The 24,115-nt window shown below is 58.8% G+C and carries 19 protein-coding genes; 12 read left to right on the top strand and 7 right to left on the bottom strand.

The window, feature by feature from the left end:
• Positions 1-9 precede the first annotated feature (9 nt).
• Positions 10-1,320, bottom strand: a complete 1,311-nt coding sequence (locus tag ACP7EW_RS22940; RefSeq protein ID WP_016974773.1) for an MFS transporter — start codon at positions 1,318-1,320, stop codon at positions 10-12.
• A 162-nt stretch (positions 1,321-1,482) separates the two neighbouring features.
• Here ACP7EW_RS22940 and ACP7EW_RS22945 point away from each other — a divergent pair, with 162 nt between their 5' ends.
• From ACP7EW_RS22945 to ACP7EW_RS22960, 4 genes are all read left to right on the top strand, one after another.
• Positions 1,483-2,589 (top strand): sugar diacid recognition domain-containing protein, encoded by a 1,107-nt coding sequence (locus ACP7EW_RS22945; RefSeq protein WP_426219949.1) that lies wholly within the window; start codon positions 1,483-1,485, stop codon positions 2,587-2,589.
• Between the two features lie 91 nt (positions 2,590-2,680).
• Positions 2,681-3,820: a glycerate kinase gene (locus ACP7EW_RS22950; RefSeq protein ID WP_426219951.1), complete on the top strand. Its 1,140-nt coding sequence runs from the start codon at positions 2,681-2,683 to the stop codon at positions 3,818-3,820.
• A gap of 53 nt (positions 3,821-3,873) precedes the next feature.
• Positions 3,874-4,938, top strand: a complete 1,065-nt coding sequence (locus ACP7EW_RS22955; protein ID WP_426219953.1) for a DUF1176 domain-containing protein — start codon at positions 3,874-3,876, stop codon at positions 4,936-4,938.
• 61 nt (positions 4,939-4,999) lie between these two features.
• On the top strand, positions 5,000-5,512 hold the full coding sequence (locus tag ACP7EW_RS22960) for a GNAT family N-acetyltransferase (RefSeq protein ID WP_426219955.1): 513 nt from the start codon (positions 5,000-5,002) through the stop codon (positions 5,510-5,512).
• Here the strand turns inward: ACP7EW_RS22960 and ACP7EW_RS22965 are convergent.
• From ACP7EW_RS22965 to ccoN, 3 genes are all read right to left on the bottom strand, one after another.
• Positions 5,509-6,198 (bottom strand): aspartate/glutamate racemase family protein, encoded by a 690-nt coding sequence (locus ACP7EW_RS22965; RefSeq protein ID WP_033902917.1) that lies wholly within the window; start codon positions 6,196-6,198, stop codon positions 5,509-5,511. The two genes, ACP7EW_RS22960 and ACP7EW_RS22965, sit on opposite strands and share 4 nt — an antisense overlap.
• A gap of 90 nt (positions 6,199-6,288) precedes the next feature.
• Positions 6,289-6,498, bottom strand: a complete 210-nt coding sequence (locus ACP7EW_RS22970; RefSeq protein ID WP_426220305.1) for a cbb3-type cytochrome c oxidase subunit 3 — start codon at positions 6,496-6,498, stop codon at positions 6,289-6,291.
• Between the two features lies 1 nt (position 6,499).
• A complete protein-coding gene (ccoN, locus tag ACP7EW_RS22975; protein ID WP_426219957.1) occupies positions 6,500-7,927 on the bottom strand; it encodes a cytochrome-c oxidase, cbb3-type subunit I in 1,428 nt (475 codons plus the stop codon).
• Between the two features lie 222 nt (positions 7,928-8,149).
• Here ccoN and ACP7EW_RS22980 point away from each other — a divergent pair, with 222 nt between their 5' ends.
• From ACP7EW_RS22980 to ACP7EW_RS22990, 3 genes are all read left to right on the top strand, one after another.
• Complete coding sequence (locus tag ACP7EW_RS22980) at positions 8,150-9,169, top strand: hypothetical protein (RefSeq protein ID WP_426219960.1); 1,020 nt, start codon at positions 8,150-8,152, stop codon at positions 9,167-9,169.
• A gap of 113 nt (positions 9,170-9,282) precedes the next feature.
• Positions 9,283-9,777, top strand: coding sequence for a hypothetical protein (locus ACP7EW_RS22985; protein ID WP_426219962.1), 495 nt, complete (start codon positions 9,283-9,285; stop codon positions 9,775-9,777).
• 89 nt (positions 9,778-9,866) lie between these two features.
• Positions 9,867-10,538: a DUF3313 domain-containing protein gene (locus ACP7EW_RS22990; protein ID WP_426219964.1), complete on the top strand. Its 672-nt coding sequence runs from the start codon at positions 9,867-9,869 to the stop codon at positions 10,536-10,538.
• Positions 10,539-10,576: 38 nt separating this feature from the next.
• On the opposite strand, the gene ACP7EW_RS22995 is transcribed toward ACP7EW_RS22990, so the two are convergent.
• Entirely contained in the window at positions 10,577-11,977 is a 1,401-nt protein-coding gene (locus tag ACP7EW_RS22995; RefSeq protein ID WP_426219966.1) for a DUF1254 domain-containing protein, read from the bottom strand.
• Positions 11,978-12,134: 157 nt separating this feature from the next.
• A complete protein-coding gene (locus ACP7EW_RS23000) occupies positions 12,135-12,500 on the bottom strand; it encodes a response regulator (protein ID WP_426219968.1) in 366 nt (121 codons plus the stop codon).
• Positions 12,501-12,739: 239 nt separating this feature from the next.
• Here ACP7EW_RS23000 and ACP7EW_RS23005 point away from each other — a divergent pair, with 239 nt between their 5' ends.
• The 5 genes from ACP7EW_RS23005 (at position 12,740) to ACP7EW_RS23025 (ending at position 19,313) form a co-directional block, all read left to right on the top strand.
• Positions 12,740-16,237 (top strand): response regulator, encoded by a 3,498-nt coding sequence (locus ACP7EW_RS23005; protein ID WP_426219970.1) that lies wholly within the window; start codon positions 12,740-12,742, stop codon positions 16,235-16,237.
• Positions 16,238-17,068, top strand: a complete 831-nt coding sequence (locus ACP7EW_RS23010; RefSeq protein WP_426219972.1) for a CheR family methyltransferase — start codon at positions 16,238-16,240, stop codon at positions 17,066-17,068.
• On the top strand, positions 17,065-17,670 hold the full coding sequence (locus ACP7EW_RS23015; protein ID WP_426219974.1) for a chemotaxis protein CheB: 606 nt from the start codon (positions 17,065-17,067) through the stop codon (positions 17,668-17,670). The genes ACP7EW_RS23010 and ACP7EW_RS23015 overlap by 4 nt, the downstream gene beginning before the upstream one ends.
• Positions 17,664-18,857, top strand: a complete 1,194-nt coding sequence (locus tag ACP7EW_RS23020) for a hybrid sensor histidine kinase/response regulator (protein WP_426219976.1) — start codon at positions 17,664-17,666, stop codon at positions 18,855-18,857. Before ACP7EW_RS23015 ends, ACP7EW_RS23020 begins: the two co-directional genes overlap by 7 nt.
• Before the next feature lie 78 nt (positions 18,858-18,935).
• A complete protein-coding gene (locus tag ACP7EW_RS23025) occupies positions 18,936-19,313 on the top strand; it encodes a response regulator (RefSeq protein ID WP_003217591.1) in 378 nt (125 codons plus the stop codon).
• A gap of 36 nt (positions 19,314-19,349) precedes the next feature.
• Here the strand turns inward: ACP7EW_RS23025 and ACP7EW_RS23030 are convergent, their stop codons facing one another.
• The gene (locus ACP7EW_RS23030) at positions 19,350-24,032 is read right to left on the bottom strand and encodes a hypothetical protein (RefSeq protein ID WP_426219978.1); all 4,683 of its coding nucleotides are present in this window, start codon (positions 24,030-24,032) and stop codon (positions 19,350-19,352) included.
• Between the last annotated feature and the right edge of the window lie 83 nt (positions 24,033-24,115).

The raw sequence follows: 24,115 nt of genomic DNA on the forward strand, positions 1-24,115 counted from the left end.
TGGAGCGTTTTAAGCCTTCAGGGTGCGCGTCATTCGCAGCGCCAACACACTACCGGCCACGATCACCGCCGCCAGCAGGTACAACGCCACGTCCGTGGACCCGGTGGCATCCTTCACAAAACCGACGATGTACGGGCTGAGGAAGCCGGCCATCTGGCCCATGGAGTTAATCAACGCCAGGCCACCTGCTGCCGCGCCGGCACTGAGCATGGCGGTCGGCACCGGCCAGAACATCGGCAGGCCGGTCAGGGCGCCCATGGTGGCGATGGTCAGGCCGAGGATTGCAATGGCCGGTGTGGTCGCGAAGTTCACCGCGATCACCAGGCCGACAGCGCCCATCAGCATCGGCACCACCAAGTGCCAGCGACGCTCCTTGCGCAAGTCGGCGGAGCGGCCCACCAGCAACATGAAGACTGCTGCCAGCAGGTAAGGGATCGCACTCAGCCAGCCGATCACCAGGTTGTCGCTGAACCCCAGGTTCTTGATGATCGACGGCAGCCAGAAGTTGATGGCGTACACGCCGCTCTGGATGCAGAAGTAGATCAGGCCGAACGCCCAGATGGCAGGGTTCTTGAACACCTCAGCGAGGGAATCGGTGGTGGTCTTCGGCTTGTTCGCCAGATCGGTCGCCTGATCGGCTTCCAATACTGCGCGTTCGTGGGGCTTGAGCCACTTGGCGTTGGCAAAGCTGTCGCTGAGCAGGAAGTAGGCGAGCGCGCCCAGCACGACGGTCGGGATGCCTTGCAGCAGGAACATCCACTGCCAGCCCGCGAGGCCACCTTGGCCGGCGGCGAAGTGGTTGAGGATCCAGCCGGAGAACGGGCTGCCGAGCAACCCGGAAACCGGGATCGCCGACATGAACAGCGCCATGATCCGCCCACGGCGGAAGGTCGGGAACCACTGCGAGAGGTACAGCACCACGCCGGGGAAGAAGCCCGCTTCGGCGGCACCGGTGAACAGGCGCAAGGTGTAGAAGTGTGTCGGCGTGGTGACGAACAGAAGGCAGGTGGACAGCGTGCCCCAGACGATCATCATCAACGCAATCCAGCGCCGTGGACCGAACTTGGTCAGCGCCAGGTTGCTCGGTACGCCACACAGCACGTAGCCGATGAAGAAGATCCCGGCACCGAGGCCGTACACGGTTTCGCTGAATTTCAACGCATCGAGCATCTGCAACTTGGCAAAGCCAACGTTTACCCGGTCGAGGTAATTGAACAGATAGCAGATGAAAATGAAGGGGATCAGGCGCAGGGTAATGCGCTTGTAGATGGCGTTTTTATCGTCATCGGTGGCCAGTGGGGTCGTGGCGCTCTGTGACATGGCAGTCTCTCTTTATTATGATTTTTCGCGATGCGAGGGTAACGTTGATCGCCCACTGAGTCTCGGCCACCTGGCAGGCTGCTGTCTTTGTGCTTGCGCACACCGAACCCGGCTTTGCGCTGTGCCTATGAACAACCCATCGCTTTCAAGGAATTTAGCCCCATGTTCGAGCTGGATCATGACCTGGCGCAGGATATCGTCGATCGGACCATGGCGATCCTGCCCTACAACGTCAACGTCATGGACAGCCAGGGCCTGATTCTCGGCAGCGGCGAGCCCGAGCGCATCAACACCCGCCATGAAGGCGCACAACTGGTGCTGGCCAATGGTCGCGTAGTGGAAATCGACGGCCAGACCGCCAAGCACCTCAAGGGGGTGCAACCGGGCATCAACCTGCCGTTGCTGCACGACGGGCGCCTGATCGGCGTGCTTGGCATCACCGGCGAACCCGAAGGCCTGCGTACGTACGCCGAACTGGTACGCATGACCGCCGAGATGCTGGTCAGCCATCGCCACCAGCAGGCTGAGCAACAATGGCGGCGTCAGCGTTGTGATGATCTGCTGGCCTTGCTGCTGGCGGAAACCGGCGATTCGCCGCGCCTGGTGGACGAAGCGCAGCAACTGGGGCTCAAGCCGCAACTGGCACGCACGCCGTACCTGTTTGAACTGGGCGCAGGGCAATCGGCGGAAGCCCTGAGTGCCTGGCTGACCTCGCGTTATCCGGACAGCTGGTGTGTCAGCTCGTCGCAATACTCACTGCTGTGGTGTCGGCCAGCGGCAGTACCGGTCGACAACCCGCGCTTGCTGGAAAAACTCGAAGGCCTCGGTTGGAACATCCAGCGCGTCGCCGTGGGCGGGCAAGCGGATGGTCTGGCGGGGTTGCGCCGTTGCTATCGACGTGTGGGGGATTTGCTCGCCTATGGCCGTGATGTGCTGCCGCAGTCGCGCCTGTTGACCCTCAATCGCTATCGCTTGCCCGTGATGCTGTGGCGCCATCGCAATGACGACGCGCTCGACGAACTGCTCAACCCCCTGCGCAAAGTGCTGGCCAAGGACAGCAATGGTCAACTGCAAGCCACACTGCGCAGTTGGTGCGAACACGACGGGCAAAGCCAGGCCTGTGCCGATGCCCTGGGTATTCACCGCAACAGCCTGCGTTACCGCATGGAACGTATTGCCGAACTCAGTGGCGTCGACCCCCTGACCCTGGACGGCATGCTCGCGCTCTACCTGGGCGTACAGCTGCTGCCCCAGGCTTTGTCGGAATGAACAACAAAGCGCCGCGGTACTTGTGCATCGGACCGGCGTCATCGGCCGTGGCAACTGGCAGCATGGGCGTTATAAAAATCGGAGAAAGCCCATGAAAATCATCATCGCCCCCGACTCGTTCAAGGACAGCCTGAGTGCCGAACGCGTCGCCCAGTCCATCGCGGCCGGCTTGGCCCAGGTCTGGCAGGATGCACAGTTGATCCAGTGCCCGATGGCGGATGGTGGTGAAGGTACGGTGGATTCGGTACTGGCAGCGTGTAATGGCGAGTTGCGTCACCGCACCGTACGCGGACCGCTGGGTATCGCAGTTGAAGCGCATTGGGGCTGGTTGGCCGACAGCCACACCGCAATCATCGAAATGGCTGAAGCCAGCGGCTTGCAACTGGTCCCAACGGGCCAGCGCGACGCCTGCAAAACCACCACCTATGGCACCGGCGAACTGATCCGCGCCGCCCTGGATGCCGGCGCCCAGCGCATCATCCTGGCGATTGGCGGCAGCGCCACCAACGACGGTGGCGCGGGGGCGATGCAGGCGCTCGGCGTGCAGCTGTTCGATGCCGAACACCAGGCACTCCCACCCGGTGGCCTGGCCTTGGCTCGCCTGGCGCAGATCAGCCTCGAAAACCTCGACCCCCGCCTGGCCCAGGTACGCTTTGAAATCGCCGCCGACGTCAACAACCCGCTGTGCGGCCCCCACGGCGCCTCAGCGATTTTTGGCCCGCAAAAAGGCGCGAGCCCCGAGCAAGTCCAACAGCTGGACGCTGCACTCGGCCACTTCGCCGACCACTGCGCCAAGGTCCTGCCCAACGATGTACGCGACGAACCTGGCAGTGGCGCTGCGGGTGGTCTGGGCTTCGCCGCCAAGGCCTTCCTGGGCGCGCAGTTCCGCGCGGGTGTCGAGGTGGTGGCTGAGCTGGTCGGCCTGGACGAAGCGGTACGTGGCGCCGACCTGGTGATCACCGGCGAAGGCCGCTTCGACGCCCAGACCCTGCGCGGAAAAACCCCGTTCGGCGTGGCACGCATTGCCCAACAACACAACGTACCGGTGATCGTGATTGCCGGCACCTTGGGTGATGGCTACGAACAGATGTACGCCCACGGCGTAGACGCCGCCTTTGCCTTGCCTTGCGGCCCGATGAGCCTGGAACAGGCGTGCAGCGAGGCACCGCGTTTATTGCAGGAGCGGGCGGCGGATATTGCGCGGGTGTGGCGCGTGGCAACACGGCGCTGACGTAAAACCCCAGGCATGGGACAATCCGCGCCTTTTCGACACGGAGAGTCCCTATGCTGCGCCCCGCACTCCTGGCTCTGTTTCTGACAGGCGCCACCGCCCCAGCCTTCGCTCAACCCCCTACCGAAACGGTCCCGCTGCTGCGGGAGATCAAGCAGTGGGTCATCGGTTGCGACAACTTGCGCAATTGCCACGCCCTCAGTGCGCCGAGTGGCGTCGATGAAGAGGATTACAGCTCGCTGACCTTGCACCTCTGGCACCAGGCCGGTCCTCAAGGCTATCTGCGTTTGCGTTTTGACCATCGAGGCGAGGAGGTGGACCTGTCTGATTTACTGCTGGATGGCAAGCCGCTGGGCCTGGAACTGACGCAGGACTTGCACGTCGAGCTGGATGACCAGGGCGGCGACCCCGAGGTGCAGTCCTTCGGGGTGATCGAGGAGGCGGCCGCGCGGCGCTGGTTGCAACGCTTGCGCAATGGCCAGCGTTTGCAGTTACCGGGCGATGAGGCGGCACATGTGTCGCTCAGCGGACTGAGTGCTTCGTTGCTGTTGATGGATGCCGTGCAGGGCCGTGTGGACAACGTGACGGCTCTGGCACGGCCCGGAAAGGGCGCCGCCAGTGAGGTTGCGGCACGCGTGCCGGCGCCGGTGCTGCGCAAGTTTGCAGTGGCGCCGCCGCTGACTGCCCAGGAGCAGGCTGGCCTGGTGGCTGCTGCCTTGCAGGCCGTGAAGCCTGAGGAAGGCGAGCCCGAGGCAAAAGTTGGCGCGCTGACAGCGCAACAGGCCATGACGGTGACGCGTTATGACTGTGCGGCCTATAACTGCGAGTTCGACGTCAGCAGCCGTGAGCGCCAGGCGCCTTACAAGGAAACGCCAATGGACCTGCAACCGCTGCCCCTGGAAGACGCCGCGCTGCAAGGCTCGGTCGGGTATGACGAAGCATCTGGGACCCTGAGTTATTTCTACAAGCAGCGTGGGATCGGTGATTGCGGCGGTGGTGCTTCCTGGGTGTTCGATGGCAAGCGTTTCCAGCTCAGCGAGTTCCACAGAATGCCGCGTTGCACCGGCGTCGGTTACGGTGATTGGCCAGCGTTGTGGACGACCATGCCAGCACCCTAGCCATCGGGCCCACAGCGCCTCTACACTGGCCGGCCACTTGTCTTTCAAAGGATGAAACACAATGCACACACCTGAACCCCACATCGTGATCCAGCGCTTCACCGAGGCCCACCTTGAAGGCGTCGCTGCGCTCTATAACGAACCGGCCGTTTGCCGTCAGGTGCTGCAAATGCCTTTCCAGTCGGTCGAGGCGTGGCGTAATAAACTGGTCCAGGACAACGAGCGGCGCCTGCAGCTGGTGGCCTTGCACGGTGGTGAAGTGATCGGCCAGCTTGGCCTGGAACAATACCTGCGGGTCCGCCAGGCCCATGTCGGTTCATTCGGCATGGGCGTGGCGACGGCGTGGCAGGGCAAAGGGGTTGGTTCGCGCCTGCTGACGGCCGCGCTGGACGTGGCGGACAATTGGATGAACCTGCGTCGGGTGGAACTCACAGTGTACGCCGACAACGAAGCGGCACAGAGGCTGTACCGCAAGTTCGGCTTTGAGGTCGAAGGCGTATTGCGTGATTACGCCCTGCGTGACGGCCAGTTTGTCGACACCGTCAGCATGGCGCGCCTGCACCAGTCGGCTTAGCCCAGGGCAAACGCCACCGCAGCCTGCGCATGCAGCTCGGTGGTGTCCAGCAGCGGCAGGTCGCTGTGCTCGGGCTTGATCAACAGGCTGATTTCCGTGCAACCGAGGATGATCGCCTGGGCGCCGCGTGCGGCCAGGGACTCGATCACCGCTTGGTAGACCTTGCGTGACGCATCGCTGATCACGCCGACACACAACTCCTCATAGATGATTCGGTGCACGGCCTGTCGCTCGTCCGCCTCGGGCACCAGCACGGTCAGGCCCTGGGCCGCCAGGCGCGACTTGAGGAAATCCTGCTCCATGGTAAACGCGGTGCCGAGCAGGCCCACGGTCAACGTGCCGGCTTCCACGGCCGCTGCACCTGCAGCATCGGCGATGTGCAGGAACGGAATCGACACCGCCGCTTCAATGCGTGGCGCTACCAAATGCATGGTGTTGGTACACAGCACCACACACTCGGCGCCACCGGCTTGCAGACGGCGCGCGGCGTCTTCGAGGATCAGCGCGGTGTCATCCCAACGGCCGGCGTGCTGGGCCTGTTCCACCGGACCGAAGTCCACGCTGTACATCAACAGTTGCGCCGAGCGCAGCGGGCCGAGCTGGTCGCGCACGCGCTGGTTGATGATGCGGTAATACTCGGCGCTGGACTCCCAGCTCATGCCGCCGATAAGGCCGATGGTGCGCATGCGATGCTCCTGACAACGAAAGTCGCTTCACCTTACCCATCGGCCGGGGATTAGTCATACGCAGTTGGCCGCGAAATGACCGGTGCAGTTTCACATGTCCAGGTTGATCCACCCCGGCTTCGCTTCCTCCGGCGCCACCGCGTTAATCCGTTTGCCGGTCGCCTGCTCCACGCGCTGGGCCACGTCCGGGTCGTCGGCAAAGGGCATCAGGCTGGCCTCGTCCAGGCTTTTGTCCGACTGGCCGCGCAGGCAATACTCCACCGCGCCGTACAGGCACACCACCATCAGCAGGCCCCACATCTCAGGCGATCCGCGCTTCAAGCTGCGCCATTTTCACGTCCGCGACTCGCACCGTGCGCCAAGTGTTGTAGGCCATCAGCGCCATCCCCGTAAGAAAGAACACGCCCCCGGCAAACCGCACCACAAACCCCGGATGGCTGGCCTGCAAGGCTTCGACAAAGGAATAGGTGAGGGTGCCGTCATCGTTGATCGCCCGCCACATCAGGCCTTGGGTGATGCCGTTGACCCACATCGACGCGATGTACAGCACGGTGCCGATAGTCGCGAGCCAGAAGTGCAGGTTGATCAGCGGCACACTGTGCATCTGCTCGCGCCCGAACACTTTGGGGATCATGTGGTACAGCGAGCCAAAGGTGATCATCGCCACCCATCCCAGGGCCCCGGCGTGTACGTGACCGATGGTCCAGTCGGTGTAATGGGACAGGGCGTTGACGGTCTTGATCGCCATCATCGGCCCCTCGAACGTCGACATGCCGTAGAACGCCAGGGACAGCACCAGAAACCGCAGGATCGGGTCGGTGCGCAATTTATGCCAGGCGCCGGACAAGGTCATCATGCCGTTGATCATCCCGCCCCAGCTCGGCGCCAGCAGAATCAACGACATGGCCATGCCCAATGACTGCGCCCAATCCGGCAGGGCGGTGTAGTGCAGGTGATGCGGGCCGGCCCAGATGTACAGGGTGATCAAAGCCCAGAAGTGCACGATGGAAAGACGATAGGAGTACACCGGGCGTCCGACTTGTTTCGGCACGAAGTAATACATCATCCCCAAAAAACCGGTGGTCAGGAAAAACCCTACGGCGTTGTGCCCGTACCACCACTGCACCATCGCTTCGGTGGCCCCGGAATACACCGGGTACGACTTGAACCAATCCACCGGGATCGCCAGGTGGTTGACCACGTGCAACATGGCGATCACCAGGATAAAGGCGCCGAAAAACCAGTTGCCCACGTAAATATGTTGGGTTTTGCGTCGCACCACGGTGGTGAAGAACACAATGGCATAGGCCACCCAAACCACAGCCATCCACACCGCGCCGGAGAACTCGATCTCGGCGTATTCCTTGGTGGTGGTGTAGCCCAGCGGCAAGCTGATCAGCATGATCACGATCACCGATTGCCAGCCCCAGAAGGTGAACGCCGCAAGGCCATCAGAAAACAGCCGCACCTGGCAGGTGCGCTGCACCGCGTAATAGCTGGCGGCAAACTGCGCGCTGCCGGCAAAACCAAAGATCACCAAGCTGGTGTGCAAGGGCCGCAAACGGCCAAAGGTGGTCCAGGGCAGATCCAGGTTCATTTCCGGCCACACCAGTTGCGAGGCGATCCACACGCCCATGGCCATGCCCACCACACCCCAGACGATAGTGGCGATAACAAATTGGCGGACGACTTTATAGTTATAGGCCTGCCCGATTGTTGCTGTGCTCATGCTCAGTCCTCCCACGGTTCCAAGTGGCGGCACTGTAGGAAACGTAGATAAAACAAAACAGACTCAGAGGTACTTCATTGGAGCGGATCAGTTGCCAAAATGCCCTACAGGCTATGAGGTGTTGTTTTACACACGCCAATAGGTTTTGCTGAGTGCGGACCCGATAATAATATTTCATAGTTGTGCGGCCCTCAATAAACACTATTGCTCTGGATGAATGCCATGACTTCGATAAGCAACGTTCAAGCCGCTCGCTCTAACGATGATAACTATCTGGGTGCCGATCGCATTATTGACACGCTGACGATCACAGCTGTTATTGACAACCAAGACTGGGCGGGTACCGACGACTCAATTTATGTGTCCATGGGGCACCAAGGCCATACGCAGTTTTTTTGCGATGCGCCGAGGGTCGGGCAAGTCATTACGGTAGGTATTGATATCGAGAGAATGTTCGGTCGTCCTTATATCTCTCTCGCAGAAATTGATAACATCGCATTTGTACAGCATCCACAGCAGGTCACCACTGCCGGAGCAGTCCTGAGTATATGGACATTCCGCGCGCCCAGGTCTCACCCACTGGCCTCCGATGACTGGAAGCTTGATTCCGTGCTTATCACCGCCAATGACATTTACACTAATACATCATTCAAACACGTTGATCAGTGGTTGCGGAACGCCTCTGAGCATCAACAGCAAGTATGGTCCGGACATGTCAATTTTTCTAATTGGAGGAACTCCGATTACAAGCCTGTCGATATTAATTCTCAGACTTTTCCGATTAGGTGGATGCCTTTTATTGGAGACTTGATGCATTGGCGCTGCTATGACCCTTCAAAAATCGAAGGGGTCGGTCAATTAGTCGGTGTCGTGGATGGCAGACTCATCGGTCACCAATTAAAAACACGCACTAGTGAGGCGCTGGCACCCAATAGTCTGGGGAATAGTTATACCTGGGTATATACACCTGAAAGCGCCATTATCTATAAACGTTGGGAACATAGTGATCGAACCGGCTATGTAAGGCATAGCCAATTGGGGAGTGGACGGCCTGTTGTCTGTGCTGGGGAGTTCAGGGTGACTGAAAACAACATGGATCACGTGATTGCTATGGTCAACGACGCTTCAGGGCACTACAAACCGGATGGTGGAGCCTGCCTGCAGTATGTCGCGGAGAAGTTCGAAGCCCTTGGCGTCAGTACGGCTTATACCCAATGGGAATGGCGAGGTGCTGACAGTTAAGTAAGAAGCGCCGGTCACTGCACTTCGTTGCCTTATAGGCATTAGTCGCACGACCGGCCACCACATCTGCCATGATCAGGCTTCGCAACCTGGCTCACCCAAGGAAATCCGCAATGGACGATGTTCAGCAACTGGGCGAGATGCTTCGTCATTACGCCGACAGCGAAGCGCATAAAAAACAGCAATTCGATGTGCAGTCTGCCCGTTGGACGCAAAAGCTCGATGAGTTGTTTGGTCAGATCGAGCAGTGGCTTGCGCCGGTAAAGACGGTCGGCTTGCTGGAGGTGCATCGTGAAGCCTACGTCGCCAGTGGGCCCAGCGTGCCGGTGGAGGCATCGACCTTCAAGACCGAGAAACTGACCGTGAATATCACCGGCAAATCGGTGGAATTCGTGCCGGACGTGATGGGTGTGGGCGGGTTGATCTCCGTGTCGGTCATGGGCTTGACCGCTGCGCGGCACGGCAGCGTTTCGCTGGTGCTGCCGGCGGACAAAAACGATTGGCTGTGGAAGAAGACCAATGGCCTGAAAGACGCGGACACCTTTGGTTTCGACGCGAATTTCCTGGCCTCGCAGTTGCAGAGCCTGATTCCACGCGAGCGTGCTTGAATCTCTGGTGGCTGGCCCAGGGTTATTTTCCCAGAATTGGCTATACCTACAGCTCATTGTTTCAGCGCAGACCGCCAGGGAGATCACCGATGAAACCAAGGCAATTGATCAGCACGCTGTGCATCACGTTGCTCGGGCTGGCGGGGTGTGCCAGCAAGATTACGCCACCGGATGAATACTCCGGTTTCCTCTCCGACTACAGCCAACTGAAAGAAGCCAAGTCGCCTTCGGGCGCTGAAGTAATGCGCTGGGTCGATCCTCAACTGGATCTCGACCGCTACACCGCTGTGTATATCGAGCCCACGCAGTTTTACCCCAAGCCTCAGGCCACCGCAAAAATCCCGGAGAGCACCCTGCGCGGTATCAACGATTACTTTAATCAGGCGCTCAAGCGTGAGCTGGTCAAGTCGCTGCCCCAGGCCGAAGGCCCCGGTCCTGGCGTAATCGTGGTGCGAGCAGCCATCACGGCGGTCAGCAGCAAGACGGAGGGGCTCAAACCGTATGAGTTTGTACCGGTCGCACTGGTCGCTGCCGCCGTCAGTGCGGGTACTGGCATTCGGGACCAGGAAACCGCCCTGGGCACGGAAGCGCAGTTTCTCGACGGTGCCAGCGGCAAGGTCCTCGCCCAAGTGGTGCGCAAAGGCACCGGCAAGCCGCTGGCGAATGATTCGCAGGTGATGAAAGCCGAGGATGTGAAAAGCGTAATCGATGGCTGGGCATCGGACCTGCACCAGTCCTACGTCACGTTGAAGAGGCACTGAGCCCAGTGCTGGCCGGCGTAACCGCCGGCCAGGCAGCGTTACTTGAGCGGGGTCAGAGGCGGCAACTTCCATTGGCCGTTACCCACTTCCGGCTTGGGCAGGTAGATCCGCAGCACGGCATAGAAGGGCGCAGGCGGCGCAGGCAACCAGTTGCTCTGTTCGGCCTTGGGTGGCTCGTGGTGTTGCAACGCCAGGGTCAGCCCACCATCGGTGTCGCGCTTGAGATCAGGCAGCATCCGCGAATTGATCAGGTAGCGCTTTTTGTGGTTGGGCACCAATTGACCGGTTTTGGCGTTGTACATCGTCAATGACCAGAAAGCGTCGGCCGGCGGCAGCTGGTCTTTGGCAAAGTGGACGGTGTAGCTGTGACGCGCACCATTGGCCGGTTTGCCTTCGCTGTCGACCGCGTAGGTCATGTAAGCGACTTCGTCTGGCGAGTTGCCGAACAGACGCAGGTTGGCCCCGGCGTACCGATACAGGTAATTGTTTTTCAGGCGGTCACGGCTGCCATGCAGTTCGCCGCTGTTGACTTGATGGGTATCGATCTTGTCCTTCTTGAATGCCGCAAACTCGGCCTTGCCGTCTGCAATGCCTTCTTCCAGGGCTTTGCGTTGTTCCGCGCTCAGTTGGCTGACCTTGAACGGCGCACCGGGCGCGATGCCTATCTTGGCAAAGCGAGCCAGCATGTCTTTCTCGCTGTCCTGAGGCTTGGCGAAAGCCAGCATAAAGTTCAGGTAGCGAAACAGTTGCGGGCTGTCTGTCATGGTGGCCGTGGGCTTGGGCCATTCGATTTTAGCCACCTTGGCTGGCGCGGTTTGTTTCACGTAGCCGCTCAGCGGCTGCACCTTATAGCCATTCTGTATCTGTTTGACTTTGCCCAGGTCTTTCTCATCAAACAGTTGCGTGCGGTAGAGGGCGTACACCAAGTTGCTTTCACTGTAGATCACCCGGTCGACGGCCACCGGCTGCTGGCCCTTCCAGTCAGGCCCCGCGACCATGTAGTGGCCGCCATTGTTTCCGGTACTGCGAGTACCCAGGTAGGCGATGTTCTGGCTGTAGAGATCGATCAACTGCACTGAGTAATAACGATCGTCTTCGATCCGGGGCAACGTCAGTATCAGTGGCTCCCTGCGTAGATCCATCCAGACGAAGGAGTAGGGCGTGTCCGGGTTGGGCTTGAGTTGCGAAATGTCTTTAGGCCCCAGCACCTGCGCGGAATGACTGATGCGGTTAATGGGCGTTTTGAAACCTGCGCCACCTTGATCAACGGCCTGGGTGTAGAGCGTCTTGTACATCTCAACGACCGGGTAGCCGTAGAGATAGGCTTCCTTGGCGATTGCCCGGGCTTCGACGGGGTTGGCGGTGAAGTCGGCCCAGACGCCGGTGCTCATGAGTATCGAGAGGCTCGCCAACAGCAGGCGCGTCGGTTTTCCAATCATGTTGTTGCGTCCTTCCTGAGTGCGTTTTGAAGAATAAGGCTGAATGGCGCGGGCAGGCGTTGAGTTTCCGGTTTTATGGGCCGAAGGTCACGTTAATCTCGGTACGTCTGACGCAAAAATGCCGCCCATTCAGGCGGCATTCAACAGCAGAACGGTATTAATGCACTGGCAGCATCGATTTGACTTTGTCACGCAACTGATCAATGGAGAACGGCTTGGCGATCACCTGCATGCCCACCGGCACGTCGATATTCTCGGCATACCCGCTGGCGAACAGGATGGGCAGGGCGGGGCGCAACTTGCGCACTTTGGTCGCCAATTGCTTGCCGTCCATGTCCGGCAGGCCGACGTCGGTCATCATCAGGTCGATCACCTGCGCTCCGTTTTGCACCACTGCCAGCGCTTCTTCAGCATCGGCAGCCTCCAAGACACTGAATTCCAACTCCTCCAGGACATCGACGATCAGCATGCGCACGATGGCATCGTCTTCGACGACAAGGATGGTGGAGGTGACTGCGGACATAATATGGAATTCCCAAAAAAGGCGAGGTTTACACGCGGCCGTTCTGACAGGCCTCTTCCTTGAGTAAGCGCGCACTCATGACAAGTTCCCGCTGGCCGTAAAAACAATGCGATAGAAAAGACCAGAGAGAATAGCCTGTTCTTTTGTAGGAATCAGTACAAAACCGTTCCAGAAAAATGGTCTTGGCTGCCACTTTGGGGCAAACTCCCGGTTTTTCCACACCTGGCCAAGGCATGCCCATGACCCCTGCATCGTCCGTCGATGAAAAGAGCTTTCGTAACCTCCTGAGCCGAAACGTCGCGCTGCCACTGGGTGTGGGCGTGCTCAGTGCGGTGTTTTTCGTCTGCCTGATCACCTATCTGTTGACGGTGATCCAGTGGGTCGAACACACCGACCGGGTGATCAATAACCTCAATGAGTCGTCCAAGCTGACGGTAGACCTTGAGACCGGCATGCGCGGTTTCCTGATCACCGGTGACGAGCATTTCCTCGACCCTTATGAGGTGGCGAAGCCGCGCATCATTGCCGATTTGCGTAATTTGCAAGAGCTGGTGGCCGACAACCCACAACAGGTGGATCGCCTCAAACGTCTGGAAGCCCTGCAAGTCGAGTGGAACAAATACGCCCAGTCGATGATTGATATGCAGCGTGAGAGCGGTGACTACCGCAGCGCAGTCAAGGCGGGTCGTGGCAAGCGCCTGACGGACGAGATCCGCAAGGAATACGACGACGCGGTGGCGATGGAACAGCAGTTCCGCATCACTCGCAATGAAGAAGTCACCCGCACTACCGTGGTCAGCGTCACCCTGTACCTGGCATTTGTGCTCGGTCTGAGTGGTTTTCTGGCATACATTGGGCGTAAGAATTTAATTTCATTATCAGAGAGTTACAGCGCAAACCTCGCGTCGCAACAGAAGATTGCACGGCGCCTGGAGCAACAAGCGTGGTTGCGTAACGGCCAGACAGAACTGGCAGAACAAGTGCTCGGCCAGCTCACGCTGAACATGCTGGGCCGCAACATCCTGCAATTCTTTGCCCAGTACATGGGCTCAGCCGTCGCCGCGCTGTACGTGCGTGAAGAGCACGGCGGGCTCAAACGTGTCGCCACTTATGGTTTCTCCCGCGAGCAGGAGCAGAAGGAACAGTCGATCTACAGCGACGAGGGTATTGTTGGACAGGCTGCGAATCTAGACCGCCTGATACGTCTGGACGATGTGCCGGTGGATTACTTCAAGGTCAGCTCGGGCCTTGGCGAGGGTGCTACCCGTAGCGTACTGGTGATGCCCACCAATAATGACGAGCGCGTCAACGGGGTGATTGAGCTGGGCTTCCTCCGCCCACTGGAAGAACGTGACGTCGAACTGCTTGAGCTGATCGCCGGGAATATCGGCACATCCATCGAAGCCGCCCGTTATCGCCAGCGCCTGCAGGAAGTGCTGGCCGAGACTCAGCAGCTCAACGAAGAGCTGCAAGTGCAGCAAGAAGAACTCAAGACCGCCAACGAAGAACTCGAAGAACAGTCGCGCATCCTCAAGGAATCCCAGGCCCACCTGGAAACCCAACAGGCCGAGCTGGAGCAGACCAACGAGCAGTTGGCCGAACAGACCGAAACCCTGGCCCAGCAACGCGACGCCATGGACCGCAAGAACGCTGAACTCAGCCAGGCGCAGCTCGAACTGGAAGACCGTGCCGACGAGTTGCAACGTTCCAGCAAGTACAAGTCCGAATTCCTCGCCAACATGTCCCACGAGCTGCGCACACCGCTGAACAGCTCGCTGATCTTGGCCAAATTGCTGGCGGAGAACCCCCAGGAAAACCTCAGCGCCGAACAGGTCAAGTTTGCCGAGTCGATCTATTCTGCCGGCAATGACCTGCTCAACCTGATCAACGACATCCTGGATATCTCCAAGGTCGAGGCCGGCAAGCTGGAAATGCGCCCGGAAAATTCCAGCGTGGCACGCCTGGTCGATGGCCTGCGCGGCATGTTCGAACCACTGGCGGCCGATCGCAAGCTGGGCTTCCAGGTGGAAGTGCAGGAAGGCGCGCCGGGCATGCTGTTTACCGATCGCCAGCGCCTGGAGCAGATCCTCAAGAACCTGCTGTCCAACGCCGTCAAGTTCACCGAACAGGGCGAAGTCAGCCTGTCGGTGTCCCGTGCACCGGGGGAGGGCATTGCCTTTACCGTGCGCGATTCCGGCATCGGTATTGCGCCGGACCAGCAGGAAAGCATCTTCGAAGCCTTCCGCCAGGCGGATGGCACCACCAACCGGCGCTACGGCGGCACCGGCTTGGGCCTGTCGATCTCCCGTGACCTCGCGACCCTGCTGGGCGGTTACATCAGTGTGACCAGCGAGCCGGGCAAGGGCAGTGTCTTCACCTTGGTGCTGCCGGAGCAGTATGTAGAGCGTGAGGAAAACTCAGCGCCCATCGAACAACCGCGTCAAGTCGTGGTGGCGCCTGCGCCGACGCCGGTAAAGGTGTCGCCATTGCCGGTGGCCGACGCCAACCAGATTCCGCGCTTTGCCGACGATCGCGACAAGGCACCCTTTACCACGCGCTGCATACTGGTGGTGGAGGACGAGCCGAACTTCGCCCGTATCCTCTTCGACCTGGCCCATGAGCTGGGCTACAACTGCCTGGTGGCCCACGGCGCGGATGAAGGCTACGGTCTGGCCGAGGAATACGTACCCGACGCGATCCTGCTGGACATGCGCCTGCCGGACCATTCCGGGCTGACCGTGCTGCAACGCCTGAAAGAACACGCCAGCACCCGGCATATCCCCGTGCATGTGATTTCTGTGGAAGACCGCGTCGAAGCCGCCATGCACATGGGCGCCATTGGTTACGCGGTCAAACCCACCACCCGCGAAGAACTCAAGGACGTGTTTGCGCGCCTGGAAGCCAAGCTGACCCAGAAGGTCAAGCGCGTGCTGCTGGTGGAAGACGATGACCTGCAGCGCGACAGCATTGCCCGCCTGATCGGCGACGATGACATCGAGATCACCGACGTCGGCTACGCCCAGGCCGCCCTGGACCTGTTGCGCACGAATATCTACGACTGCATGATCATCGACCTCAAGCTGCCGGACATGCTCGGCAACGAGCTGCTCAAACGCATGGCGACTGAAGATATCTGCTCGTTCCCGCCGGTGATCGTCTACACCGGGCGCAACCTGACCCGCGATGAAGAGGCCGAGCTGCGCAAGTATTCACGCTCGATCATCATTAAGGGCGCCCGCTCGCCAGAGCGCCTGCTGGATGAAGTCACACTCTTTCTGCACAAAGTCGAATCCCAGCTGTCCCATGACCGCCAGAAGATGCTCAAGACCGCGCGCAGCCGCGACAAGGTTTTCGAGGGGCGTAAAATCCTGCTGGTGGACGACGATGTACGCAACATCTTCGCCCTGACCAGCGCCCTGGAGCACAAAGGCGCCGTGGTGGTGATCGGGCGTAACGGCCGTGAAGCCATCGATAAGCTCAATAAAGTCGAGGATATCGACCTGGTGTTGATGGACGTGATGATGCCGGAGATGGACGGTTACGAGGCCACTGCTTTGATCCGCCAGGACCCGCGCTGGAAAAAGCTGCCGATCATTGCGGTGACGGCCAAGGCTATGAAGGACGATCAGGAGCGCTGCCTTGCGGCGGGCTCCAACGATTACCTGGCCAAGCCGATCGATCTGGACCGTCTGTTCTCGCTGATTCGCGTCTGGCTGCCGAAGATGGAACGCATTTAAGTGGAGCGAAGTTTCTTGGAAAAAAGCAGCGACATTGAGCTGCGCCTGTTGATCGAGGCGATTTACCTCAAGTACAGCTACGACTTCCGCGATTACTCCGGGGCGTCGGTGAAGCGGCGTGTGGCCCACGCCCTGCGCCAATTCGACTGCGCGACCATCTCCGCCTTGCAGGAGCGTGTGCTGCATGACCCGGCGGCGTTCATGCAGTTATTGCAGTTCCTGACGATTCCAGTGAGCGAGATGTTCCGCGACCCGTCGCACTTCCTGGCGATCCGCCAGGAAGTGGTGCCGCTGCTCAAGACCTATCCATCGATCAAGATCTGGATCGCCGGCTGCAGCACGGGGGAGGAGGTGTACTCCATGGCGATCATGCTGCGCGAGGAGGGTTTACTCGAGCGTACGATCATCTACGCCACCGACATCAACCCGGCGTCGCTGGACAAGGCCAAGCAGGGCATCTTCTCCCTGGAGAACGTACGCGCCTACACCGCCAATTATCAGCAGGCCGGTGGGCAACGTTCATTTGCCGACTACTACACCGCGGCTTACGATTACGCGATCTTCGATAAAACGTTGCGAGAGAATGTCACCTTTGCCGATCACAGTTTGGCGACCGACAGTGTATTCTCAGAAACCCAATTAATTTCGTGTCGTAACGTACTGATTTATTTCAATAAAAAATTGCAAGATCGCGCGTTTGGATTGTTCCATGAGTCGCTGTGTCATCGCGGCTTCCTGGTGCTGGGCAGCAAAGAGACCCTGGATTTCTCCGCGTACGGCAAGCAGTTCGAACCCTTGGTCAAACAGGAACGGATCTACCGCAAACTATGAATCAAGCGGCTGCCAGCCCGGCATCGGTCCGGGGCATAGAAGCGATCGTCATCGGCGCCTCCGCCGGTGGCGTGGAGGCGTTGCTGACGATATTCGCCGAGCTGCCCGCCGATTTTGGCTTGCCAATCATTACCGTCCTGCACCTGCCGGACGAGCGTCGCAGCCAATTAGCCGAAGTGTTCGACCGCCGCGTGGCCATGCCTGTAGTGGATGCCCGTGACAAGGAAGTGATCAAGCCGGGCACATTGTATTTTGCCGGCCCTGGCTATCACCTGTCGGTGGAACACGACCGCAGCCTGTCCCTGAGCCAGGAAGACCGCGTGCACCATTCGCGGCCGGCCATTGATTTCCTCTTCGAATCCGCCGCCGATGCCTACGGCACGGGCCTGCTGGCCATTCTGTTGACCGGCGCCAACCATGACGGCGCGCGCGGCCTGGCTCACGTCAAGCAACACGGTGGAACCACTGTGGTGCAAGAGCCCACAGAAGCACGCGTTGCCGTCATGCCCCGCGCAGCCTTGGCGCTGCACACACCCGACCACATTCTGAAGCTGAGCCACATTGGCTCATTGCTGGCTTCCCTGGAATATTCCCCATGTTAAGTACTGTCCAGGCCAAACTGCTGATCGTCGACGATCTGCCGGAAAACCTGCTGGCCCTTGAAGCGCTGATCAAGCGCGAGGACCGCCAGGTGTTCAAGGCATTGAGCGCCGACGAAGCCTTGTCCCTGTTGCTGGAGCATGAGTTCGCCATGGCGATTCTCGATGTACAGATGCCCGGCATGAATGGTTTCGAGCTGGCCGAATTGATGCGCGGTACCGAAAAGACCAAGAACATCCCGATTGTGTTCGTCAGCGCCGCCGGCCGCGAGCTCAATTACGCCTTCAAGGGCTATGAAAGCGGCGCGGTAGACTTTTTGCACAAGCCGTTGGATATCCATGCGGTGAAAAGCAAGGTCAACGTGTTCGTCGACCTTTTCCGCCAAAGCAAGGCCATGAAACAACAGGTCGAAGCCCTGGAGCGCAGCCGGCGCGAGCAGGAACTGCTGCTGACGCGGCTGCAGGCCACCCAGGCCGAGTTGGAGCAGGCGGTGCGCATGCGGGACGACTTCATGTCGATTGTCGCCCACGAAGTGCGTACGCCCCTCAACGGCCTGATTCTCGAAACCCAACTGCGCAAGATGCACCTGGCCCGTGACAACGCTGCCGCGTTCACCCTGGACAAGATGCACGCCATGGTCGACCGCGATGAGCGCCAGATCCAGAGCCTGATCCGCCTGATCGAAGACATGCTCGATGTCTCGCGCATCCGCACCGGCAAACTGTCGATACGTCCGGCGCGCTTCGACCTGACGCAGTTGGTGAGCAACCTGGTGGAAAACTTTGCGCCTCAAGTGGCTGCGGCGGATTCGTCCATGACACTGGCCGCCGACGGCCCGGTGGAAGGCAACTGGGACGAGTTCCGTATCGAGCAAGTGGTGACCAACCTGCTGACCAATGCACTGCGTTACGGGGCCAAGAGCCCGGTGGAGGTGCGCGTGTACAGCGAGCATGGCGAGGCGCGGGTGGAAGTGCGCGACCATGGGATCGGCATCAGCGAAGAGAACCAGAAGCGCATTTTCCAACAGTTCGAGCGAGTGTCCGCCAGCCAAGTGGCTGCTGGGCTGGGCCTTGGGCTGTTTATTTCCGAACAGATCGTTGCGGCCCATGGCGGCACCATCGAGGTCGAGAGCCAGATAGGCGAGGGCGCCTTGTTCCGGGTATGCCTGCCGTTGCAGGCCTCGGCATGAATTCAATCGTCACCTCGACGCAACCTCTGCGTGACCCCATGGTCGTAATTGCAGCAATTGACCGGACTAAGGCTTCCCATGAGTGAAGATGCACAAGATGTCGTTCTGATCGTCGAGGACGACGAATCCATTATGTTTGTGCTGGGTGAATACCTGGCCGGCCTGGGCTATCGGGTGTTGAAGGCGATTGATGGGGAGCAGGCCTTCGAAATCCTCGCGACCAAGCCGCACTTGGACCTGATGGTCACCGATTACCGCCTGCCCGGCGGGATTTCCGGGGTGCAGATCGCCGAGCCGGCGATCAAATTGCGCCCTGAGCTGAAAGTGATCTTCATCAGCGGTTATCCGCAGGAAATCCTCGACTGCAACAGCCCGATCACGCGCAATGCACCGATCCTGGCCAAGCCGTTTGATCTGGATACGCTGCAAGAGCATATCCAGCGGTTGTTGGCTTGAAAGAGGCGGCGTCCTCCCGTTGCGACGCCGCTGTTTTCAAAGGGTTGATGGCTTTAGTTTGTTGACATTCGCATTGAGCACGCTGGCCGGGGTAAAGGCGAACTGCCAACCTGTATTTCCATTAAATCCGTCGATGAAGTTCTGCAAGCCTTTGTGTTTGCCATGGCCAAGGTTGTAAACCGTCATTGCGCCACTGAGCTGGGGCGGGTTGCCATTCCTCACCATTGCCGCATCCAGGTCCAGGTTGTTCGTATTGAACAGCATCAACTCATTGCTACTGGTTTTCTGAATGTAGACGGTATGACCGAACTGACCATTGGGTGTGGAGTGCTTGAAATTGAGAAACCCAGACTCGGTAATCTCGGCCGGGTTGAATTGATCTTTCAAGTTGCCTGGTTTGACCTCCATGAGCTCAAGGTAGCGGGTTGAATAATTGATGCCGTCACTACCGTTCGTTGTGTCGGTAACGGCATCGAATACTTTGGGAGAGAGCGTCTTTTCAGCCTGCCCGACACGCAGGGACGCTTGATAACAGTTCAGCGCATGATTGTCCGGGTCTGCATGCAGTTTCTCCCAGTTCATCTTCAATTGTTGGTGGCTGAGAGGATGCGGCGCGGCGGAAGGAATAATTTGCGCCTCGTACAGTTTTTTGAACTCCGGACCGAACACGCTGTTTTTCTGCTGCCACTCATCGTCATGGTCAAATACCTTGAACTTCAGTGTGTTTGAATCGTTGGCGTGGGTTTTATACTGCACATTCATTTTTTTATCATGAAACAGCTTTTTAAGGCCTCCTTCCATGTCCGCCGCGCTCGAAAACGTTGCGACACCGTGGTTGGGGTCATAAAAGTAAAAGCTTTTGACATCACCCTCGATTTTGACGCCGGCGGCCATTGCGTGGCCCGGAGAGTCAATCATCACCGACTTTGAAACCGCGGAATCGGCCAATCCCTTTACCATCTCTTGATAGGTCTCCAAGCGAGGGACTTTGCCGGCGTGGAAGGCCGTTTCGCCACCTACCTGTACCTGAAGCTTGCGCAGCGATTCCATGAACCGTCGGGAAGTGGGGTCTGTGGGAAAAGCCGCTGCGGTGTACATGTTCTTGATCAGCAGGTGATCCTTGCCCTCGGCCATAGCGCTCGCGAATGTGCGCGCCAGTGCCGCGCATTGTCCTTCGGACAGTTGGGATGTCTGGCTGAAGTAAACCACTTGCGGCATGGGCGTCACGCTGCCGAAGCGCGGTTCTATATTGTCGATGAAACGGGCCACACCACGATGACCGAACGCGTAGGCGAGATCGTCGTATCTGCGCATCAAGACACCTGCCTGAAGGGCGGTCAGGTTTTGGTTACCGCCCAACTTGATCAGGTCCGCAATTTTTGAGGACTTTGATAGCCCAGGTACACTTGCCAGGGTTCCAGAGCTGTAGCCATTTTCAAATGCTTCCCTCTCGTTACCTTCCCGATGCTTACGAACAGCCTTTTTCCAAGTGTTCACAACATTGTCATCGAGCTTGCCGACACTCCTCGTTGTCTCCCAGCCTCCGAGCCGGTTCGTTTCCAGTCGTGCACTGGGCACGAAGTCATCCAGCGACTTGCCAAACGCCTGCCCGCTGGCGGTATCGAAAGCGTGCCATTTACCGCCGCTGAGCACGGCGGGCCCTTCAATAACGGCACCTTGCAGCTTGAATGTCCCGATGGCACTGGCGTCGAAGCGTTTGCTGGCCTTGAGCAAGTCATAGCTGTCGATACTGCCGCGTAGCCAGCGGTAGGAGTAGACGGAGCCGCTGGCTCCAGCCTTGACTGATCGAACCGCCAGATTACCCAAACCGTCCAGAGGATTGAGCGTACTGATCGCAGCGCGCCCGACAATTTTTGTTCCTCGGGCGATTTTGCTTGCGACAGAGGCGCCCAGCTGGAGGGCCTTGGCGCCTTTGGCTGCGGCCCCCAGCCCAAGCATGAAACCGAAGGCGTCCATGGTCAGATCGATAATGCCTTCACCGTAGTTACCCTCGCTGAAGTTTTTGATCGCGGACCTCAGCGGAATCAAATTCAGCATGAACTCAGTGGCGGTCTTGTAAAAGGGCACTTCAGTATCGAATGTGGTCAGCCCCAGGGCGGCTTCCTTGAGACCGTCAATATTCACCTCTTTCATCATTGCAGCAGCAATGTAGGAGGTGCGGTCACTGCTGAAGCTATTGGGTATGCCCGATGCACCTTTGGTTTCATCTGCTATGCCGCTGTCATAGGTGCCTGAGGGCACAACCCCCTGGTACGTCACAGATCCTTCTTGCTGCGAGACATCAAAGTCTCCCAAGTCATCGCGGTGGAGGATCTTGTTCTGCTTGATATCTATTTCGTAGATATTGACCTTACCCTCGCGTTCGGTCCTCACCAGCAGGCTATGGCCCTCAGACACGGTCGTCCTGCTTTTCACGACGTTGCGGCTGAAGGCCTCATGCTCGGTGATGACTTGTTTGGCCAATGTGATCTTGCCAAACTCGAAGTTGCGCCGGTGTTCCAGGCTTTGTGTCGATACAAGCTGTTTGACTTGGGTCGCCACGCTCTTGTTGATGCCGTCGGCGTAAAGGGGGAAGGCGACCCTGAAGTCGTTTTTCAAATGCGGAAGATCGATCAGAACGGGCAGTATTGTGTCGAGATCGACATCGGTTGACGTCGAGATCCACTGGTTTGCGCTGTCGGCCGTGTCCCGCGTAATCCCATCATAAAAACCCGGCGTCCCCTGCGCGCCGTCGCGCATATACAGATCAAGCAACGAGTAGGGGCCGGGGAAATCCAAGTGCTGACGTTTCAACTCGATGCATTTTTTCTCAAAGAGCCCGGGCGCCATATCAGGAAAGGCCTTGGCCAGTTCCTGCAGCCCGTTTTGCCTAACATCGGGCATTACCCTCGAATGGGCGGCAGACGCCGCACTCAATTCGCTGATGTGTTGATCAAATGCCTTGCGCACCGCCAGCATGGCCTCATCCGACACAGGAAACTCCATCCCGGTGACGACCGCCCAATCCTTAAGTGCCTGTTGCTGGGCCTGGTACTCGACCTGGCGCTGCTCAAGGCTGATCGGCGCGATGTCGGCGGCGAGCATTACTTGCGCATACGTCATAGCCGCCGTAGCCCCCGGCGCGCTCGCCTCGATGCGTGAAACTGCGGTAGCAAAACTGACCCAGCTATGGGTACCGAACTTCACCGCATCGGGGATCCCCTTGACCAGCAACTCCGGGGCCTGAGAGGACAACAGCAGGTGTGCCAAAAGCTGAGCTTTTTCGTAGGAAGAGGACCTGCCGGTGTCAAGCAAGTGATCCGTCAGTGTCAGCACAATCTCTGACGCTGTGTACGCACCATTTCTGGCATCTATAAGCAAAAAACCCGCGATATTGCGTTTATCGCCTTGCTGGGCGTGCTGTGGATCGGCGCTCATGGCCGCCAGCAACCAATCATTCGCACTGCCGCTGACGGATCTGTTATTAAATCGGGCTTGAATCGCTTGACCCAGCGCACGGCCTTTTGGCGAGTTGATCAGGCGATCGAGCAACTGACGCGGATTGCTGAGCGCCTCAGGCGTGATGACTGCCTTATCCAGCAGGTATTCAAGCACGTTGGCGAATGGCGAAATGTCGATATCGCCAAAGGCCCCCTGACGCAGGTCTGCCATGAGTTCCAGCCGTGTGAGGTTGTCTGCGGGCAGCGGCCAGTCGAGCGCACCCGCGTAGTTGTCATGCTCGGGACGTACGGGGGATGGCGTTATCAACGCCTGTACAACATTTTCCAACTGGGCGTGATCGGTTGGAATATCCCAGTCATTACTGATAAATATCTGTTTGAGACTGGGTGTGGTGCCCGCATATTCAGAATCACTGTCGGGATGGACCGATGCATGGTAGTCCGTCAGATAGGTCGAGATCTCAGCCGTGCCCGACTCCAGTCCCGCGAGCAATGTCTTCAATGTTTCAGCGACATTGCGTCGGGTGTGCACGTTACCCAGCAAGGCTTTTTGCTGTGCCAAGGTGTCTTCGTCGCGCTGGGCGCGCAGCTCTGCGAACGCTGGATCGTTGATCACAGGAAAGCCTTTCCCGGCCGCAAAGTCCGCGACACGCTCCTGGGGTGTTGGGAGAGGCGAAACATTGCGTTCTCTGTAGAAATGACCGATCAGTACGATCGGTGCAATGTTGCTGGTCTTGGCCTGAGGCGGCTTGAATGTCGCAAAATACGAACCGGCAGCAATAACGCGTGCGGCCATCATGAGGTGGCGGCTCGCGGCCGCCCACTGCGCATCGTCCTGTCCTACAGTGTGTATGACTTGCCGCGGGTCCAGCAGGCGTTTGAGCCGGAACATGACTTGTCCCGCGCCTGGATTGATTTCCACCGAGTCCGGGTCAATGCCGCGATCATTCATCCATTGCGTGATATCGGGCGCCTGGAACGCACGTCTCAACTGCGCCCACCATTGACCGAACGTCGAGTGGGCTGGAATGGGCGACACCTGACCGTCCAGAGCATGATCATCCAAGGACTTGGCCAGCGTTATTCCGTAGTGTTTTGACAGATCCAGATCGCCTTGGCTGCGGGTGTTTCCTTGAGGCGGGGGAGACTCTATGGGTTGGTTACTGGCAGCAAGGGGCGCTTGCGTGAGGGAGCGCTGCTGAAATTGGGTCAATGGCAGGTGGCGGGGCGCTGTATGGATTGGGCCGGCAACGGTCATAGGTTCGCTCGTCGGGATGTATGAATACCAGAGTGTTTGTATTCATAACCACAACAACGATTCCAATCCTAATGTGTGTAGCT

The sequence above is a fragment of the Pseudomonas sp. DWRC2-2 genome, assembly GCF_049897885.1.
GTDB classification, from domain to species: domain Bacteria; phylum Pseudomonadota; class Gammaproteobacteria; order Pseudomonadales; family Pseudomonadaceae; genus Aquipseudomonas; species Aquipseudomonas azotoformans_A.